The 18,780-nt window shown below is 36.8% G+C and carries 18 protein-coding genes; 5 read left to right on the plus strand and 13 right to left on the minus strand.

Going from position 1 to position 18,780, the window contains the following annotated elements; genetic code table 11:
- Positions 1 to 7: 7 nt before the first annotated feature.
- From OB_RS13930 to OB_RS13935, 4 genes are all read right to left on the minus strand, one after another.
- Positions 8 to 1,042 (minus strand): ABC transporter substrate-binding protein, encoded by a 1,035-nt coding sequence (locus OB_RS13930; RefSeq protein ID WP_011067118.1) that lies wholly within the window; start codon positions 1,040 to 1,042, stop codon positions 8 to 10.
- A 226-nt stretch (positions 1,043 to 1,268) separates the two neighbouring features.
- Complete coding sequence (locus OB_RS18420; protein ID WP_011067119.1) at positions 1,269 to 1,418, minus strand: hypothetical protein; 150 nt, start codon at positions 1,416 to 1,418, stop codon at positions 1,269 to 1,271.
- A gap of 123 nt (positions 1,419 to 1,541) precedes the next feature.
- Positions 1,542 to 1,718 (minus strand): YjfB family protein, encoded by a 177-nt coding sequence (locus tag OB_RS17980; RefSeq protein ID WP_011067120.1) that lies wholly within the window; start codon positions 1,716 to 1,718, stop codon positions 1,542 to 1,544.
- An 82-nt stretch (positions 1,719 to 1,800) separates the two neighbouring features.
- Complete coding sequence (locus OB_RS13935) at positions 1,801 to 2,817, minus strand: flagellin (RefSeq protein WP_011067121.1); 1,017 nt, start codon at positions 2,815 to 2,817, stop codon at positions 1,801 to 1,803.
- 625 nt (positions 2,818 to 3,442) lie between these two features.
- Here OB_RS13935 and OB_RS13940 point away from each other — a divergent pair.
- A complete protein-coding gene (locus OB_RS13940; protein ID WP_152023717.1) occupies positions 3,443 to 3,631 on the plus strand; it encodes an aspartyl-phosphate phosphatase Spo0E family protein in 189 nt (62 codons plus the stop codon).
- Between the two features lie 112 nt (positions 3,632 to 3,743).
- Here OB_RS13940 and OB_RS13945 read toward each other — a convergent pair whose 3' ends face one another.
- A complete protein-coding gene (locus OB_RS13945) occupies positions 3,744 to 5,483 on the minus strand; it encodes a methyl-accepting chemotaxis protein (protein WP_407938096.1) in 1,740 nt (579 codons plus the stop codon).
- A gap of 36 nt (positions 5,484 to 5,519) precedes the next feature.
- Complete coding sequence (locus tag OB_RS18230) at positions 5,520 to 5,714, minus strand: hypothetical protein (RefSeq protein WP_011067124.1); 195 nt, start codon at positions 5,712 to 5,714, stop codon at positions 5,520 to 5,522.
- Positions 5,715 to 5,950: 236 nt separating this feature from the next.
- Here OB_RS18230 and OB_RS13950 point away from each other — a divergent pair, with 236 nt between their 5' ends.
- Together OB_RS13950 and OB_RS13955 are read left to right on the plus strand one after the other, a co-directional pair.
- Complete coding sequence (locus tag OB_RS13950; protein ID WP_011067125.1) at positions 5,951 to 6,856, plus strand: YitT family protein; 906 nt, start codon at positions 5,951 to 5,953, stop codon at positions 6,854 to 6,856.
- 149 nt (positions 6,857 to 7,005) lie between these two features.
- Positions 7,006 to 7,257 carry a GlsB/YeaQ/YmgE family stress response membrane protein gene (locus tag OB_RS13955; RefSeq protein WP_011067126.1) on the plus strand — a complete coding sequence of 84 codons (252 nt, stop codon included), beginning with the start codon at positions 7,006 to 7,008 and terminating at the stop codon, positions 7,255 to 7,257.
- A 111-nt stretch (positions 7,258 to 7,368) separates the two neighbouring features.
- Here OB_RS13955 and OB_RS13960 read toward each other — a convergent pair whose 3' ends face one another.
- On the minus strand, positions 7,369 to 8,214 hold the full coding sequence (locus OB_RS13960; RefSeq protein WP_011067127.1) for a transporter substrate-binding domain-containing protein: 846 nt from the start codon (positions 8,212 to 8,214) through the stop codon (positions 7,369 to 7,371).
- 224 nt (positions 8,215 to 8,438) lie between these two features.
- On the opposite strand from OB_RS13960, the gene OB_RS18450 reads away from it, so the two are divergent.
- Together OB_RS18450 and OB_RS13970 are read left to right on the plus strand one after the other, a co-directional pair.
- Complete coding sequence (locus OB_RS18450; RefSeq protein WP_011067128.1) at positions 8,439 to 8,795, plus strand: hypothetical protein; 357 nt, start codon at positions 8,439 to 8,441, stop codon at positions 8,793 to 8,795.
- 275 nt (positions 8,796 to 9,070) lie between these two features.
- Positions 9,071 to 11,233, plus strand: coding sequence for a YhgE/Pip domain-containing protein (locus OB_RS13970; RefSeq protein ID WP_011067129.1), 2,163 nt, complete (start codon positions 9,071 to 9,073; stop codon positions 11,231 to 11,233).
- Between the two features lie 135 nt (positions 11,234 to 11,368).
- On the opposite strand, the gene OB_RS13975 is transcribed toward OB_RS13970, so the two are convergent.
- The 6 genes from OB_RS13975 to OB_RS14000 form a co-directional block, all read right to left on the minus strand.
- Positions 11,369 to 12,829, minus strand: a complete 1,461-nt coding sequence (locus OB_RS13975; RefSeq protein ID WP_011067130.1) for a CoA-acylating methylmalonate-semialdehyde dehydrogenase — start codon at positions 12,827 to 12,829, stop codon at positions 11,369 to 11,371.
- A 21-nt stretch (positions 12,830 to 12,850) separates the two neighbouring features.
- Positions 12,851 to 14,191, minus strand: a complete 1,341-nt coding sequence (locus OB_RS13980) for a GntP family permease (protein ID WP_011067131.1) — start codon at positions 14,189 to 14,191, stop codon at positions 12,851 to 12,853.
- A 22-nt stretch (positions 14,192 to 14,213) separates the two neighbouring features.
- Positions 14,214 to 15,413, minus strand: coding sequence for an iron-containing alcohol dehydrogenase (locus tag OB_RS13985; RefSeq protein ID WP_011067132.1), 1,200 nt, complete (start codon positions 15,411 to 15,413; stop codon positions 14,214 to 14,216).
- A 145-nt stretch (positions 15,414 to 15,558) separates the two neighbouring features.
- Positions 15,559 to 17,343 (minus strand): sigma-54-dependent Fis family transcriptional regulator, encoded by a 1,785-nt coding sequence (locus OB_RS13990; RefSeq protein WP_011067133.1) that lies wholly within the window; start codon positions 17,341 to 17,343, stop codon positions 15,559 to 15,561.
- A gap of 136 nt (positions 17,344 to 17,479) precedes the next feature.
- On the minus strand, positions 17,480 to 18,214 hold the full coding sequence (locus tag OB_RS13995; protein ID WP_011067134.1) for a tyrosine-protein phosphatase: 735 nt from the start codon (positions 18,212 to 18,214) through the stop codon (positions 17,480 to 17,482).
- Between the two features lie 35 nt (positions 18,215 to 18,249).
- Entirely contained in the window at positions 18,250 to 18,657 is a 408-nt protein-coding gene (locus OB_RS14000; RefSeq protein ID WP_011067135.1) for a secondary thiamine-phosphate synthase enzyme YjbQ, read from the minus strand.
- Positions 18,658 to 18,780 lie beyond the last annotated feature (123 nt).

Raw genomic sequence — 18,780 nt, forward strand, 5'->3', positions numbered from 1 at the left:
TCATCCTTTACTTAATTTTGCTATTCCATTCATTTCGTATTCGATCATAATTTTCATTCACCCAGTCGATATCAAGTTCTACCGCATGATTACTAATATTATCAACGGACAAAGGTGTCTTCGATTCGATGTCTGGATTAATCGGAATATGATACCAGTCCGCAAGAATTTGCTGTGCATCCTCACTCAGCATAAACTCCATAAATTTCTGCCCGCCTTCAGGATTTGGTCCATCTTTTACTAGTGTCATTGGATTAGACAGTATTGGCGTTTTATCTGGAACAATAAAGTCAACAGTCTCTCCATTCGCTTGGTGTTCATATGCCATAAAATCAAACCCAACCGCAACATGCGCTTCTCCCATCGCTACAGCTTTTGTAGGCGCAGAACCAGAATCCGGAATTGAATTTGCTTGATCCTTTAGTTTTTGAAAATATTCCCATCCTTCTTCTTCACCATATTGCATCATATAACTAAGCACCATCAGTGTGGATGTACCAGATGCTGCTGGATTAGGAAATTGAATCTTTCCTTCCCATTTCGGATCCAACAAATCTTCCCAAGTCTTAGGAGCTTCTTCTTCGGAAACAAGGTCGGCATTATATGAAAATCCCAGTACGAATAATTCTACCCCTGTATAATACCCATCCTGATGCTTCATTTTGATACCGTTTTCAATAACTTCCCAGTCTTCAGCACTTTCCGGAATAAAAGAAGTAATAATTTCTTTATCTACTGCAGATTCGAATGGAAGGATCCCTCCACCTCCATACCAAACGTCCGCTTGCGGATTACCCTTCTCCGCCATCATTTGATTCACCAATACATTCGTTCCTGCATAATGCACATTCACCTTACCGCCATGAACTTCTTCATATTTTTGTGCAAGCTGCTTCGTCAAATCAGGTGTCTCCGGTGAATACAACGTGATACTATCGCCTCCACCATTATCACCATCGCCACTATCTCCCCCATCTGCACAAGCTATAAGCAGAAACAACGGTAAACCTAATACTAAAAAGAATAAAAAAAGCCTCTTCATATAAGACAACCCCCTCTTGCTATATTTATATCTCATAAAAAAAGAGAAAAGACCAAATAATCCCTAAAATATAAGGGGAAAATTTAATCTTCTCTCGTCATCTCTGAGATATATGAAGTTATACACATCATAGCAAGCGGCTATGTATTTGTGAATAGCGAAAGATAGGAAGTTTTGTAGAAAATTGAAGTGTTAATTTACTTTTCAAGAAAACAATACCCATATATCAAACATAGATCGTACTATTTGATTTCCATTGCAGACGGACACTTTCCACGGGCCCAGCATCAGTTAACTTAGAAAATAAGTACACTTTTCCAAGTGGATCTTCTGCTCGTGCTTTCCCGTTGGAGTCGCCGTCTTTCATTTCAATCAAAACCCTAGTATGCTCATCATATAATTTAGAATATGAACTTGATTCGATAAAAATATAAAAGCGCCAACGATTTCGAATAAAAATTCGCCGACGCTTTTTATGTTGTTTGCATGAAGTAAATTTTTATCCTTTTATATCTATAGATTGACCTAGGTTAGGATGCATCGGCTGATCGAGCATTTTTAATAAATCCGAACCTTGTTGCTCCGATTGATCCATTACCTTATTCATCAAGCCAAAGGATATTTGTTGCTTTACATTCGCCTGACTCATTGCAATGGATAATCCTGCTATGTCCATGTACGTCACCTCGTCTATTAAATATTCATACTTAAAAGAAAAGACTCTACTAAGAAAGTAGAGTCTTTATAATAAGGTTATATTATTGAAGTAATTGTAATACACCTTGTGGTTGTTGATTTGCTTGTGCAAGCATTGATTGAGCTGCTTGAGAAAGAATGTTATTCTTCGTGAATTCCATCATTTCTTTCGCCATATCAACGTCACGGATACGAGATTCTGCAGCAGTTAAGTTCTCAGCAGAAGTTCCTAAGTTGTTGATAGTGTGCTCTAAACGATTTTGTACTGCACCAAGGTTAGAACGTTGAGCGGATACAGTTTGGATAGCTGAATCAATTGTAGTAATTGCTGCATCTGCTTGATCACGATTTGAAATGTTAATTCCTACACTACCTGTAGTATCAGCAGCGAATGCTTCATCTGCTGCAACAACTAAGTTTCCAGCTCCATCATAGTACCCAGCTGCTTGTACATCATCTTCAGTAGCAGGAGTCCCGCTTAAATCATCACCGACATTAATAGCATCTTCAAAAGTTGCTGTTGATCCATCAGAGAACTCAATCTCTGTAGCACTTGTAGCAGTATACGTATCTCCAACTTTTAGTGCACCTGCAGACATTTCACCTACAGAAATACTAATATTTTGTCCGGAGTTAGCTCCAATTTGGAAAGTAGCTGAGAAATCACCATCTAATAGAGTTTGCGTATTAAATTCAGTATCAGATGAAATACGAGTAATTTCTTCTGCTAATTGATCTACTTCTTTTTGAAGTTCTGCACGGTCTGCTTCAGTGTTAGTATCACTTGAACTTTGTACAGCTAATTCACGCATACGTTGAAGGATAGAATGAGTTTCATTCAATGCTCCTTCAGCAGTTTGAATTAAAGAAATACCGTCTTGTGCGTTTTTAGTAGCCATTTCTAGACCATTAATTTGTCCACGCATTTTCTCAGAGATTGCTAGACCTGCAGCGTCATCTCCAGCTTTGTTGATTTGAAGTCCTGAAGAAAGCTTTTCTAAAGATCCTTGAACTCCGCCTTGATTTGCTCCTAATTGACGATGTGCATTAAGAGCTGAAATGTTGTGATTGATAATCATAATTTTCTACCTCCATGTAGTTGTTTTTTTCAGGTCACGTCCTTGTGTCCTGATCATCTATATTAACCATTTAGGTCAATATCAAAATAAACCGATTGTGACTTGCTTGAGCTTCCCCCTCAAACACTTGTCTTTCTTTAACGTTAAGGCCCTAACCAATCATCTCTTTAGATGATCTATTTACTATATCGGATCAACTAATAAAAGGTTTAATAGTTTTTTAAAAATATTTTTTCTAATGGAATTAAATTCTTTAACTGCATGTTGTCATTAAATAGTAAAACGATTTAGTACTTCATTCCCTTCACAACTGAACAGTTATTCATGTATAATTATTTAAATTCAAGATTCTTTTAAATGAACTTCTCCATCACATACATTTATTATTAACTAATTAATTGGTTAAACCGAAGATATAAATACATAACTAGTTGAAGTAAAGTCTATATTATTTATTTTTACAAATATTTACAAAAAATTCCCATAATATTATAATAGGTATTAAGAACTGTATGATATCTGATTTTGTCAGCAGTGTAAGTGTCATCTATTTATGAGGAAGATATCACATTATAGTTCTTGCCGTATCCAGCAGCAAGAAGTTGAATATTGGAGAGGGCGTGCAATGATGACCAAAGTAGATAAATTGAATCAACAAGTAGAAGCTACACGAAGAGAAATGTATGCAGCATATGAACAAAATCCCAATGACCCTTATGTGCTTCAACTATCACAGTCATTAGACCATCTATTAAATGAACTCACGCACGCTTTAAACGAACATCCCAGAAACAATATTAGCCGAAATTTATAAAACTTATCATGCAATCAAAAAGACAGGAGCTTTGCTTGGCTATACGAATAGTAGTAATCATCTATCCGTGCAGCCATCTTCATAAGCTCCTGTCTTTTTTTATGCTACATAGTTAATAATTATATTTTGCGATTTTTTCGGTTAACTCTTCTGCCATATCTGTTAAAGATTTGGCTGAAGCAGAGATTTCCTCCATGGATGCTAGTTGTTCTTCTGTTGAAGCTGCTACTTCTTCAGAGGATGCGGCATTACTTCTTGCAATGTTTGCTAAATCGATCGCTGTTGCAGTGACTTGTTGTACTGCTGCAGCCATTTCTTCAGAGATGGCAGTTACTTCTTCTACTTGTGGTCGGATTTTAATACTCGTCTGCATAATTTGACCAAATTTATCTATTGCATCATAGGACACTTCTACACCTGAAGTAACCTTATCTGTTACGGTTGACATTCCATCCACTGTTGTTTGGATATCATGTTGAATTCCTTCTAGAATAACGTTAATATCATTTGCCGAGTTCTGTGATTGCTCCGCTAGTTTACGGACTTCATCAGCAACAACTGCGAATCCCCTTCCATGTTCTCCAGCTCTCACTGCTTCAATTGCAGCATTTAACGCTAGTAGGTTAGTTTGTTCGGAGATATCCGTAATTGCGCTTAGTATTGTAGTTACTTCTTTCGAACGTTCTAATAAAGACCCAATCATTTGATTCGAGTTGGACACAGACTCCTGAATTGCATTCATCTGTTCTAAAGTATTGTGTACCGCTTGTCCACCAACCTCTGCTTGACTATTCATTTCTTCCACATAACCTGATACCGCTGTTGCACTATCAACAATTTTTTCGACTCCTGCTGATACTTCTTCTAAAGAATTAGCACTTTCTTCGGTACCATTCAGTTGACTTTCAGCACTAGAAGAAACTTCTTGAATTGCTGTTGACACTTGCTCCGTTGAGCTTGTCATTTGATCTGCATTGGCATTTAATTGTTCTGCAGAAGCGGCTACTTGTTGTGCATTAAATTCTACATCACGAATTAGTTCCTTTAGACCGTCTTGCATTTGATTAAAGGCCATTCCTAACTGACCAATTTCATCGTTTGTTCTCACATCAATAGTCTGAGTTAAATCACCAGTGCTAATGATAAGTGCTGTTTCTTTCAACGCATGAATCGGTTTCAATACAGATCGAATAATAAGGAGTATCATAATGCCTCCTAAAATGGTGGAACCTATGACGAGGCCTAATGTTGTCCAAAAAACAGGCAACATCATGTCTTTGATTTCTCCTCGATCCATCGTTCCGACAACCTTCCAACCTGTCAGCTCATTTGTATCAAAGTGTAAGAGCTTATCATCACTATGGTACGTATAGGTTAACTCACCATTTTTGTTCTCATATATTTTGCTATAAATTTCTTCTTCACCCTTCGTACCAGCTTCTTGCTCTGGATGATAAATAATATTTTGCGCTTGATCTAATAAAATAACATAGCCATCTTCACCAATATTTACTCCAGATGCGATTTCTTGAATATAGTCAATCGATAAATCTAATGCTACGACCCCTGATCCATCTTCCATTGCTTTAGATACTGTAACCACAAGTTCCCCAGTGCTTGCTGCATGATATGGATCAGAAATAATCACATTATCTTGGTTTTCCATCGAAGCCACGTACCATGGACGTTCTGTTGGATCATAGCTTGAGTCTTGAACCAAGGAAGGCTCTTGCAAGAAATCTCCTGTCTCTGTACCAATAAATACACTTAATACTTCTGGTCGTAATTCTATATACTGCATAAAACGTTGAAAGACTTGTTCGCCGTCATCTTCATACATGGATGCTTGTATTTGCTCTGCAAAAACCTCTAAATCAAATACTTTTGATTATAATGTATTATTTGTTGTCTGTTGAATGATTTCTATACTTTCATCAATAGAATCTTCCATTTGATTTTCAAAGATATTGGAAGAACTAAAATACGTTAACCAACCAATTAAAGATCCAGGAATAACTAACATTAAAACAAGTGATAAAATAAGCTTGAATCGAATCCCCTTTTTCATAAAAACCCTTTTCACCTGAGCATCTCCCTTTACATTATAATGAAACTTCTCTCACTCCTCTTTATATTTCGGTTCTTTGAAATGGAAAATAAATACATTCTAAAAAGATATATAATTCAGATAAATAGAAGTTTGATTTATCCTCTTTGATTAGACCATAAGCGTCCACCTATTTATTCATTTCACGCTTTTATAATGATACAATTAATTGCACTCTAGAAATATAAACAATAGAAAGGCAGGCATCATATATGAAGAATTATGCTTTCTTAATTTTAGGTACCTTCTTTTTTGCTGTGTCCGTAGCAATATTTGCAATGCCGAATTCATTAGCCGAAGGTGGAGTACCTGGTCTCTCACTGCTTATCTATCATAGTATGGGGATTTCTCCTGCGCTTACTACGCTCATCATAAATACACTCACCCTTTTAATTGGTTATCGTTACTTGCCACCAGATATGATTATCAAATCAATTGTCACCATCCCGTTATTCTCGTTTTTCATTTTTGTATTAGAAGGGCTAGATACTGGCATTCCTGATCCACTTTTAGCAGCATTATTCACCGGGGTATTTACTGGAATTGGTTTTGGATTTATCTTTCGTTCCGGTAGTACAACTGGTGGTACATCAACGATCGCAAGAATGTTAAATTATAAATTTGGTTGGGAATTAACTGGGACAAATTTCGTTTTAGATGCAGCGATTGTTCTTTCTGGGATATTTGTCATTGGTCCGCTTTACACGATGTATACTGTTTTCGCATTATTTGTGGGAAAAAGAGTGACAGATTATGTTCTGGAAGGGTTTGAATCTAAAAAAGTAGTTCATATATTCTCTGTTAAAACAGAAGAAGTTGAAAAAGCAATCCAAACAAATCTTGGTGCGCATACGACTGTCTTAAGAGCAAAAGAAAATGAAGATGGTATAGAGGAAAACCTTATTTATGTCGCTATTCCCAAACAGCGATTGTTCTATCTAAAGAAATTAATACAAAGTATTGATGATTCAGCATTCACGGTATTTCATACAGTGAAAGACGTTACCGGCGGAAGTTTTTCAGAAGCATATCATCCAGGTCAAAAAACGTTTCGAAATAAAAAGCAGGAACAGCGATATTATAAAGAACAAGCCATTGAAGAAAAAGAAAAAAACTAATTAAAGTAGCCTTTATTCCTGCATAGTTTTTAGGCATTAATTTCAAATCTATACACATACTATATACAGACAAGGCAAATTTTTAGGTTTATTTTATTTGTATTTTGGAAATATAACTTTAAGTAAACAACAAGAAAGGATTGATAAACATGTTAAGTTTTATTTGGAGTTTAATTATAGGTGGTATTCTTGGTTGGATTGCTAGCTTGATTGTCGGAAAAGATTTACCTGGCGGGATAATTGGAAATATATTAGCAGGTTTTGTTGGTGCATGGTTAGGGTCATTGATTTTAGGAAGTTGGGGACCTGAAATTGGTGGGTTCTTTATTGTTCCTGCATTAATCGGTGCAATTATTTTAATCTTTATTGTTAGTTTCATTATGCGCGCAATAAGAAGATAACGAACGTATACATCAAAATTAATTAATGACTAAAAAAGATTCCAGGTATCGTCATCAAGACGATACCTGGAATCTTTCACCTTAGGTTTTAATTTACTTCTGTGAAGACCATTATAAATCCAGCCCCTCTATCTCATCCATTTCTAAATTAGGCTTTTTAGAAGCATCTTCCTCAAAATATTGAATGGCCAAATCGGATAGTGTCCCATCATTGCGCATTTCTTCGAGAACTTGATTTATTTCGGTTGTTAGCTTCGTTTCACCATTGGGGATCACAATTGATTGCTCCGTAGTTCTAAATCGTAATTCCGGATGGAGATGGATATCAAATTCAGGAAATTCGGCAATCCCAAATTTCTGCAGATAATAATCATTGATTACTACGTCTGTTCTTCCATTATGTACATCACGTAAATATGCTTCATTGGGCGCATTTCCATAAGTAACCACTTCTGCTCCAAAATGCTCTGCAATCTGACTATAGACGGTTGTTGCTCCACCGCCAGCTTTTTTCCCCTCTAAATCTTCTAATGAATTGATTCCAGAATTATCGCCTTTACGCACTACCATCGTAGTATACGAATATTTATATGGTTCACTGAAATTAAATTCCTTCTGACGTTTCTCCGTTGGTTCGATTTGATTGGCTGCAACATCAATTCTTCCGCTTTGAATTGCTGACAGCATGCTATCGACGCCCATAGTTTCAAAGGTAACATCTAAATTCAATCTCTTGGCAACTTCTCGCATCACTTCAACATCGAATCCAGTTAGTTTATCCCCTTCATAATAAGATGCAGGAAATAACGTACCAGATGTACCAACTACAATTTCTCCACTTGTATTAATTTCTTCCCATCGCTCGTCGCTTGCATTTCCTTCCTCATTATTGGAACTGCCACATGCACTTAGTATTAAAATTAAAATTAAAGTAAGGATTGATTTTATTCCTTTCAAACATATACACCTACTTTCACTTTTTTTTATTACAACAAAACTCTACTTAAAATAATTAGTGTTGTCAAAATGTTTCATCACCGAATTTCTAAATGCTTATGAATATGCATAACCACATGTTATATAGTGATTATCAAGTTACATAGATTTCTCACATCCAATTTAACATTAGGCCACTGTACTGCATATGTTGTTATATAGGATTGTAGAAAAGAGGGATGCATATGAACAATGATTCTCATGAAGATCAAGTAGTGCACCAAGAACAGCAACTAGTTCCTTATCAAACGAATGCTTTTAATTGGCACGCGCCTTATGGATATTATCCAAATTTTCGTATAGAGAATGGTGTTCCTGTTGCGCAAGATGGTGAACGCTTCATCTGGCTAGCTCCTTTTGTTGGTGGATTAGCTGGAGGATTGTTAGGTAGTGCTCTATTTCCTGGACCTGGATATTATGGACCTCCAGGACCACCTGGGCCACCGGGACCTCCAGGGCCTCCAGGACCGCCATGGGGATATGGACCTTATCCACCAGGCTACGGACCAGGACCTTATTATTATGACGGACCGTATTACTAATCGTTTAAAGGTCTATACAACAATACAATGATCATAAGAGAATGAGACATAATGAAAATTTTTGGTCAAAAGACGAATGATCTAAAACATTCGGACTTTTCTTTTGATTAAATATGTTTGTCTCATTCTCTTTTTTGTTATTTTGATGAATTGTTTATAATCTATAAAATGTAAAGGCTATCAAGAATTGTTCTCGCGTACTTACTAGTTTTTTTAAAAAAAGTTTGGTATAGTGTTACTCGTATGAACAAATTAACTTGATAGGAAGACATAGAATGAGAAACATATGGAATATTTTTTCGACCGATGTTCGTAAAACAGGTACGAATTGGATTGCACTTATTATTCTAGGCGGTCTATTAATTTTACCGTCCTTATATGCATGGTTAAATATTAAAGCTGCCTGGGATCCTTATAGTCAGGTCGATGAAGTACCAGTTGGAATTGTAAATGAAGACATCGGTGCAGAAGTGCGTGGGGAAAAAATTCATATTGGAGACGAACTTATATCCACTTTAAAAGAGGATAACTCCATGAATTGGCAATTTGATGACAGAGAAGGCGCGATGAAACACATTGAAAATGGTGACTATTATGCAGTCATAATTATCCCAGAAGACTTCTCTAAAAAACTAGGAACCGTTACCACAGGAAACCCTGAGAAAGCAAATGTAGAATACTATGTGAATGAAAAGGTAAATGCAATTACTCCACAAATGACCAACCGTGGTGCAAGCACAATTGTTGAAAATGTGAGTAGTCAGTTTGTATCAACGGTAAATGGTGTTATTTTTGATTTATTTAATCAAATTGGTGTACAACTAGAAAATGATTTACCAGATATTGAACGATTTGAAGAATACTTATTTAATGTGGAAGCTAGTTTACCGGAAATAGAAGAACTGTTATCAAGTACCTTAGCCGATGCAGAGAATGCAGCTAATTTAATTAATGAAGCACAAGGGTTAATTCCTCGTGTAGAAGTTACAACGAATGATGGACTAACTACAATAGATGATACGATATCTTTCCTTCATGATGCAGAGGACCGTTTGAACGAAATGGCTCCACAAATTCAACAAGATTTAGAAACGATTCAGGAAGTGACACAGTCAACAAATGATTTCTTACAAGATGTTCAAGATTCTACTATCGACATTGGTAATGGTAATGACATAGCACAACAAGTTGATACACAAATAGAAGATGGATTAGAACGCCTTACAACAATAGAAGATGCACTAACTCAAGTACAAGAACAATTAGATCCTGAGCAGCCTGAATATGAACAAATTCAACATTCACTTGATCAGATAGTTTCTTTAAGAGAAACTTTAGAAACTGTCCAAGCAGATGCCAAAGAAATTAATACTGTTATGCAGAACGCACAAGACGAAGTATCCACTTTACTTGATGATTTAAAAGAACGTGCTCAAACCGTTAATGAACAAGTAGATGCGTTTGTTGTTGAATATAACGATACGATTGAACCAACGGTACGTCAAACAGTTGATGAAGCTCTTGGCACATTACAACAAGCAAGGGGAATACTCGTAGATATTCAAACAACTATCCCAGAAGTGGAATCGATTCTTGCTTCTACAGACGGGAATTTACAGGAAGGGACCGATACAATTAATACTGTACTCGGTGAATTCCCTTATGTGAGTACGAAAGTAAATGAATTAGCGGATCGCATTCGCGAAATACAAGATGAAGCCGATTTACAAGAAATCATTGAGTTACTTCAGAATGACCCTGAGGCAGAGCAAAGCTTTTTCCAAGAACCAGTAACCGTAGATGAGACTGAGATATTTCCGATTGCCAATTATGGAGCGGGAATGACACCTTTCTATACGGTTCTCGCAATCTGGGTTGGTGGACTATTATTAATTTCATTGTTGTCGACTGAAGTTCACCATGTATCAAACTTCACACTTCGCCAAGAATACTTCGGTAAGTTGATGACTTTCTTAGTAATCGGGATAATTCAAACCATCATTATTACATTCGGAGATATTTTTATTCTTGGAGTAGAGATGGCACATCCTTTATGGTTTATCGTGTTTGGGTTATTTATAAGTTTCATGTTCATTACGATTATTTACACGCTTGTCTCTGTATTTGGAGACGTTGGTAAAGCAATGGTTATCGTTTTTCTTGTATTACAAATTGCTGGTTCTGGGGGAACGTACCCAGCGATGTTATTACCAGAGTTCTTCCAAGCGATTAATCCATTCTTACCGTTCACGTATGCAATAGATTTATTACGTGAAGCAGTCGGCGGGATTATCTGGAGCAAAGCGATTAAAGATATGCTTGTGTTAGCATTATTTGGTTTTATATTCTTTGCTTTAGGAGCTTTCTTTAAGCAACCAATTAACAAACATACGAGAAAATTAGCGAAAAAATCACGCGAATCCGGATTATTCCATTAGTTAAAAGAGTGATAGTACAGATTCAGCCAATTTGAAAAAGAAATTTCTCTTTCAAATTGGCTGATATTATTACATAAAACCTAACTCATATTCTGTCTTTGGCATTATGCCTCGACAACTTGCGTATGCTGATACCTACACCCATTTGGTAGTAAGTACTTTTTTACGTGTATAAAATTGTAATCCATCTTTTCCGTTTGCATGTAAATCCCCATAGAATGAATCTTTCCAACCAGAGAATGGTAAGAATGCCATTGGTGCAGGAACACCAATATTTACACCAAGCATGCCAGCATCGATAGTCTCTCTAAATCTACGCACGCTTCCCCCATCTCTTGTAAAGATACATGCCCCATTTGCAAACCGAGATTCATTTGCTAAATCGACACCTTCCTCTAAATTATTCACACGGGCAATCGACAACACTGGTGCAAAAATTTCATCTTGCCAAATTTTCATCTCTGACGTTACATGATCAAAGATCGTTGGTCCGACAAAATAACCTTCTTGTTTGGCTGCTTCGTCTGTACGACCATCGCGAACAAGATTTGCACCTTCTTCTTCCCCTGATTCAATATACTGCAACGTCCGTTCCTTATGTTGGTCACGGATTACCGGTCCAAGGAATACCCCTTCATCTAACCCATTTCCAATTTTTATTTCATTCGCTTTCTGCGTTAATAAAGTAACAAATTCATCTGCAACATCTTCTTCAACTGCTACAACTGATGCAGCCATACATCTTTCGCCTGCAGAACCGAATGCAGCATTTAATATTTGAGTAGTGGCATTTTCAAGGTTGGCATCACTTAGTACGATCGAGTGATTTTTTGCTCCTGCAAGTGCCTGTACACGTTTCAAATTCTGTGTTCCTCGTTTATATACGTATTCAGCTACTGGCTGAGAACCAACAAAAGAAATAGCAGCAACTTTTTTATGATCAAGTAACCCATTTACGACATCATGAGCACCATGTACAATATTGAATACCCCGTTTGGAAGACCTGCTTCTTCTAATAGTTCTGCCAACCGATTTGCTAATAATGGTGTACGTTCAGAAGGTTTCATTACAAACGTATTTCCAGTAGCAATTGCCATCGGGAACATCCAGCACGGTACCATCATCGGAAAATTAAACGGTGTAATTCCACCAATCACTCCTATCGGATAACGATATACACCAGATTCTAATTCCGTTGCAATAGAAGCGAGCTGTTCTCCCATCATTAATGATGGTGCACCAGTCGCAAATTCTACATTCTCAATTCCACGTTGTACTTCTCCATAAGCTTCGGCGTAATTTTTTCCATTTTCCAATGTAATTAACTTCGCTAACTCTTCCCAATGTTCCACCAGTAATTGTTGATATTTAAACAAAATTCGCGCCCGTTTTGGAACAGGAACTTCCTTCCAAGTCTTAAATGCTTCATTTGCTACCTCTATCGCATGATGCACATCTTCAGTTGTTGAAATTGGTACTTGTGCAATTACTTCTCCTGTAGCTGGATTAAAGACATCCTCTGTTTTTTCCGTACGTGATTCAATCCATTCTCCACCGATATAGTTTTTTACATTTTTTACTGTAGTTTGTGTCATATAAAGTCCTCCTAAGTAGATTTAAAATATGGTGTACAAAATAACTGCTAACGCTAAAATAATCGTAGGTAAGACAACACTTACCATTAAAATTGGTTTATATGCTCTTCCATGTGATTCTCCACATATCGCACGAACAGTGGTTACAACATATCCGTTATGCGGTAGAGAATCTAATCCCCCTGAAGCCAGTGCCGATATACGGTGCATCGATCCTGGATCTAACCCTTGTGCTAAATATATTGGAGCTAGAATTGGCAGTGCGATTCCTAATCCTCCTGAAGCAGATCCTGTAATAGCACATATGACGGTCACACCAATGGCCAAACCAATCAATGGCGGTCCCGGCAAATTCACCAAACCAGTGATTATTGAATCAAATGCTGACACTTGAGCAGCAACACTTCCAAATCCTACTACGGCACATGTATTAGCTAAAGCAACTAATGCATTTTGTGCTCCTGTTGCCAGAGAATCCCAAAATTTAGTGAGAAATCGAAGCATCGTCAAACAAGCGACTACAATACCTATTAGTAGAGCAATTAACAATGCAATTGTAGGATTCATAAATTGTCCTAATACATTCAAAACCACAATAACTAATACAAGTGGAATAGAGGAAATAATAATATTCGGCAAGTCCTCTTTTTGAGGATCGGATTCCTGTTTTATAGCGTTAGCTTCCATACTTGCAGCTGCTTCTCCCTCTCCATTTGGTAGTGCAAAGGTTTCCCCGCTGGCAAATGCTTTTTTCACCATAGAACCTAGCCATAAACCACCTAAAGTCATTATTAACAAAGCACATACTACACCAATCCATCCACCAGCTGTTGGAGTCGTTCCAAAGAATTCTGTTGGTATGATATTTTGAATTTCTGGTGAACCAGGTGCCGTCATCGTAAAGGAAATAGATCCAAATACGAGTGCTGCAGGGATAAAACGGTGTGGTAAATTTGCTGATCGAAATAAAGAGACGGCAATAGGATATACTGCAAACCCAACTACAAATAAACTCACACCGCCGTAGGTCATAATTGCTGCTGCAGCTACAACAGCAAACACAGCCCGTTTCGGTCCTAATATCTTTTTAATCCAATGAGCAATACTATCCGCTGATTTCGTCTCTTGCATTATTTTACCAAATATTGCGCCTAATAAGAAAACAAAAAACCATGACGCAAAATAGCCCGTAAATCCTGTCATATAATTATCCATTAATGCCGTATCAAGTCTTAATCCCCCTGTTAAGGCTACGATCACCGAACTAATAATGGCTCCAATGATGATATTTACACCTTTCATGGTAAGATAAATTAAAACGACGAGTGATACCAATAATCCAATCATACCTAGAAATTCCATCATTTCTCCCCCTGTTCACGGTTTAATTACTTACCGACTTTTGTGATGAAAATTGATAGTTATAACAAGTTTGATAAAGTTTCTCTATTTCTTGTTTGGTTGGTACTCTCGGATTATTCCCTGGACTGCCACTGGCTATTGCATCTTCTGCCATTTTACTAATGGCTTGCTGAAACTCCGATTTTTTAATTCCCCATCCTTCTAAGTTTGGAATATTTAATTCCAGACACAACTGTTTTACCGACTCAACTGCAATATCTGCTGCCTCTCTATCAGATACAATCTGATTATCAGGTTGAAAAAATCTTCCTAAATCCGCAAGTCGTTCCACACAATGTTCTTTACTAAATTCCAGCACAGCGGGAAGTAACATCGCATTGGAAAAACCATGTGGAACATGGAACAAGGCTCCTATCGGCCTGGACATCCCATGGACGAGACAAACTGATGCGTTCGTAAAAGACATACCTGCTTGTAATGAACCTAGAGACATTTCTTCTCTTGCTAAAATATCCTCTCCATTCTCATATGCTCTCTTTAAGCTGTTTACAATTTTCTCCATTGAAGAAAGCGCTAACATTTCTGTCATCGGTTGAGATTTCTGAGAAATATATGCCTCAATTGCATGACTTAATGCATCAATTCCAGTCGCAGCCGTAACAGTTTTTGGAGAAGATATCGATAATATCGGATCCACAATAGCAACATTTGGCATAAATGCTGGTTGTTTAATCATCATCTTTACGTTATTACTTGTATTGGTAATAATCGTAGCATCAGTAGCTTCTGATCCAGTACCAGCTGTTGTCGGAATGGATATATGTGGTAAAGGTGGCAGTACTGCTAATTTCTTCATCCCCATATAATCTCCTATATAGCCACCATTCGTTGCAATCACTGCAATTGCTTTTGCTGTATCGATACAACTTCCTCCACCCAGGGAAATAACAACATCACATTGTTCAGACTTTAATAATTGCAATGCTTCCTCCACATATCGATCTGTTGGCTCGGATTCCACACCTAAATAGATAGCGCTTTCAATTCCTTCCTTGCGAAGTAGATCTCTACATTCACTTACATACCCCAGATTTTCCATTATTTTATCGCTAATAATAACCGCCTTATTACCACATGCTGCTGCTTCTATCCCTATTTTTTTAAATGAATTTCGCCCATAATTTATCGTTTCTGGTGTGCGAAAAACTGCGTACTCTTGCATTTTCTCTTCCCTCCCCTTTTTTCCGTTCACTCATTACTATGCAAAATTCATGCCAACTAATGATGACTCCTATGCCGATAATTAAAAACAAAGAGTGTAGGGAAAAAACTACACTATTGTAGCGTTGTGTAGGCATTTAACTACACTACATCTCCATATCAAACTTTTTTAATTTTTGATAAAGCGTGGTTCGGTGTATCCCTAATTTCTGAGCCGCTTTGGATTTGTTCCCACCAGTTTGTTCTAACGTAAGTCTTATTAACTCGCTTTCTCGAATATGTTCTTGTTGCTTGACTTGGTGTATGGGGGATAAACGATTATCTATCGTAAACTCTTCTCTTTTCATATAGTTTGGTAGATGGTGATAATCTATCATATCATTCTCCGTTAATATAACGAGCTTTTCTATTGTATTAATTAATTCTCGAATATTTCCATACCATTTATATTTCATTAGTACCGCCATCGCTTCTGGTGTTATCTCTTTTTTCTTCATGTTATACTTTTTACAAATTGTTAGTAGATAAGAAGATATAAGTAATGGAATATCTCTTTCTCTGTTTCGAAGCGGAGGAATATATAATTCGATTACATTAATACGATAATATAAGTCTTCTCTAAAAGTCCCCTCCTCTACCATAACTTTCAAATTTCGATTTGTAGCAGCAACAACTCTGGCTTTTAACGGCTGCTTTGTCAATCCACCTACTTTTTCATACTCTTTCTCTTGGATTACTCTAAGTAATTTCGTCTGCATGGCAAGAGGCATTTCTCCAATTTCATCAAGAAATAACGTTCCATTGTCGGCAAGTTTAAATTTACCTTTTTTTCCTCCTCGCTTTGCACCAGTAAATGACCCATCTTCATAACCAAATAACTCAGATTCAAACAATTGTTCAGGTATTGCCCCACAATTCACACAAACAAATGGACCAGATTTATAATCGCTCAATTGGTGAATACTTTTTGCAAATAATTCTTTACCTGTCCCACTGTCCCCAGTTATTAATACTGTTGCCTCTGTTTGGGCGACTTTTCTTGTCATTCGTTTTAATTTAGTTAACTCTTCGCTTTGCCCAATAATTTGTTCCAAATAATTGTCAGGCTGTCCGGGATTACTATCCTCTTTTCTTGAATGTTTTTCGGTTATCATTTTTTGTTTCTTCTCTTGATAACGATCATAGATCTGGTAGAGTTCCGTCACTCCTTCAAAAATGAGCATCCCAATCGCACCTACTAATTCTTCATTTCTCCATACAGGTATTCGATGTACGACCATTGGCTGTCCTTGTATATATTGAATAACCCCACGTTCAGCTATTCCTGTCTTCACAGTTTGATGAAGATTTGTATTTTCAATTATTTCTTGTACCGGATGCCCAATGGCTTCCTTTTTATCGACTCCAGTAAAACGACTATACGCATCATTAAATTCAACTATTATCCCATTTCTATCTACCATTGCAACACCTTCATAGGCACTTTCAAGAATTACCTCTACGATTTCTGCAGAATGAAATGATTGATCTAATTTATGTATATAGTGTACTAACCCGCGCTGAATCTCATGGTATGTTAGTAACCCTACAAATTTATGTTCATCGTTCACTACTAAACAATTGGTTGTCGGAAGTTTACATGCATCGATAATAGATTGGTCAAAATGAATAAGCTGAAAATCATTTCGAGAAATATATTCAGTTACTGGCCTAGTTTCTCCATGATCTAAAAGAGCTTGTACAATAGATTTTCCGGTAATGATTCCAATTGGCTTGCCTTGTTCGATTACAATAATTACGTCTTCATTTATTTCATTATATAGTTTGGCAACTTCTTTCATAGAATGCGTGGAAAGAACATGTACCGATTTCGTTATCATCCAATCCGAAACTGTTGACTCTTCTTCTGTGATATGGTGACTCTGTTTCATGCTAATACCCCTCTCATTTCAATTTTAAGTCTATTATACATTGAAATTACTATGAGTTTAAAAATTCAAAATAATTTACTGCATATAAAAAGTTGTCCAGTATTCTCAGATTACTGGACAACTTCTTACATCGTACTTATTCCTCTAAAAATGACGTTCTTAATTGTTCGATCTCACTTTCATTAAATCCAATTCTATGGAGAAATCCTTCCGTGCTTCCATAGTTTTCATATAAATAACGTAAAAATTGTTCCATATATTCTGGTTCACATAATAACATGTTGCGATATTGTTTCTTCGTCATAAGGGGAGGTGTACTTCGTAATGCTTCTTCTGTTACCGGTTTATACTTACTTGTAAGTGCATAATCCTTTATAATCAAATCATGGGATACACCTGCTAAATCAAGTAACATGGCAGCTAAGACACCTGTTCGGTCTTTCCCAACTCGACAATGGAATAAGACGGGGTTATCACCTGTATGGATAAAGTGTTGAAATACTTGTTTAAATTGCTTTTGACTCGAATCCAACAACATACAATACATATCGACTAACGACTTAGGTATCTTCGTTTTGAAAGTCGCTGGATCTAGTAATGGGATATTAATATATTCGTATGACAATTGGTCAATGTGTTTGTACTTTCCTTCAAAGGACAAACGAAGGTCAAGAATAGATTGTACACCTTTTTCTTTAGCTAAATATTTTTCACTTTCTAGCGGTAAAGCATGTAACGAATCTCCACGAAAATATTTACCCCACTTCGTCATGTAACCTTCTTTCGTTGGATATCCTCCCAGGTCCCGAATATTGGCAGCACCCTCGATATTAATGTGTCTTGCCGGATTTAATAGTAATGCATCACTCATACTAAGATTCCCCCTCAATCGCTTCTATTTATATCTTAGCCTTCTATGATTTTAACGTGCACGGTTCTGTTTCTCGGTCCGTCAAATTCACTAAAATAAACACTTTGCCATGTCCCTAGAATTAACTCTCCATCAGAGATAATTAACGTTTCATTTGCTCCAACAAGCGATGATTTCATATGGCCATCAGAATTCCCTTCAAAATGCACGTAGCCATCTTTATTTGGAAAAGTTTCATTTAAACCTAGAGAAAGATCCTTCTTCACATCTGGATCAGCATTTTCATTGATCGTTATTGCAGCCGTCGTATGAGGACAGAACACAACCATGATCCCGTTTTGGACATTACTTTGCTTCAAAATATCATTCAAGTAATTATCTAATCGGATAAATGTTTGTTTTTGATCCGTTTGTATTTGAAATGATTGTACATTGCTTGCCATTCCAATTCCTCCTCGTTATTTCTAATATGCATATCATAACGGATATTTGATTTAACAACAAATCATTGAGTATATTCGAAACTTTTTTGACGGTTCATTCGTATACATATTTATCCAATTACA

Origin of the sequence: Oceanobacillus iheyensis HTE831 (assembly GCF_000011245.1) — a bacterium.
GTDB classification, from domain to species: Bacteria; Bacillota; Bacilli; order Bacillales; family Amphibacillaceae; genus Oceanobacillus; species Oceanobacillus iheyensis.

Coding starts and splice junctions, on each gene's coding strand:
- OB_RS13935 (WP_011067121.1), bottom strand. CDS start 2,817: ATGATTATCAATCACAACATTTCAGCTCTTAATGCACATCGTCAATTA.
- OB_RS13995 (WP_011067134.1), bottom strand. CDS start 18,214: ATGAGTGATGCATTACTATTAAATCCGGCAAGACACATTAATATCGAG.
- OB_RS13930 (WP_011067118.1), bottom strand. CDS start 1,042: ATGAAGAGGCTTTTTTTATTCTTTTTAGTATTAGGTTTACCGTTGTTT.
- OB_RS13970 (WP_011067129.1), top strand. CDS start 9,071: ATGAGAAACATATGGAATATTTTTTCGACCGATGTTCGTAAAACAGGT.
- OB_RS13980 (WP_011067131.1), bottom strand. CDS start 14,191: ATGGAATTTCTAGGTATGATTGGATTATTGGTATCACTCGTCGTTTTA.
- OB_RS14000 (WP_011067135.1), bottom strand. CDS start 18,657: ATGGCAAGCAATGTACAATCATTTCAAATACAAACGGATCAAAAACAA.
- OB_RS13940 (WP_152023717.1), top strand. CDS start 3,443: ATGATGACCAAAGTAGATAAATTGAATCAACAAGTAGAAGCTACACGA.
- OB_RS13955 (WP_011067126.1), top strand. CDS start 7,006: ATGTTAAGTTTTATTTGGAGTTTAATTATAGGTGGTATTCTTGGTTGG.
- OB_RS13975 (WP_011067130.1), bottom strand. CDS start 12,829: ATGACACAAACTACAGTAAAAAATGTAAAAAACTATATCGGTGGAGAA.
- OB_RS13950 (WP_011067125.1), top strand. CDS start 5,951: ATGAAGAATTATGCTTTCTTAATTTTAGGTACCTTCTTTTTTGCTGTG.
- OB_RS13990 (WP_011067133.1), bottom strand. CDS start 17,343: ATGAAACAGAGTCACCATATCACAGAAGAAGAGTCAACAGTTTCGGAT.
- OB_RS13985 (WP_011067132.1), bottom strand. CDS start 15,413: ATGCAAGAGTACGCAGTTTTTCGCACACCAGAAACGATAAATTATGGG.
- OB_RS18450 (WP_011067128.1), top strand. CDS start 8,439: ATGAACAATGATTCTCATGAAGATCAAGTAGTGCACCAAGAACAGCAA.
- OB_RS17980 (WP_011067120.1), bottom strand. CDS start 1,718: ATGGACATAGCAGGATTATCCATTGCAATGAGTCAGGCGAATGTAAAG.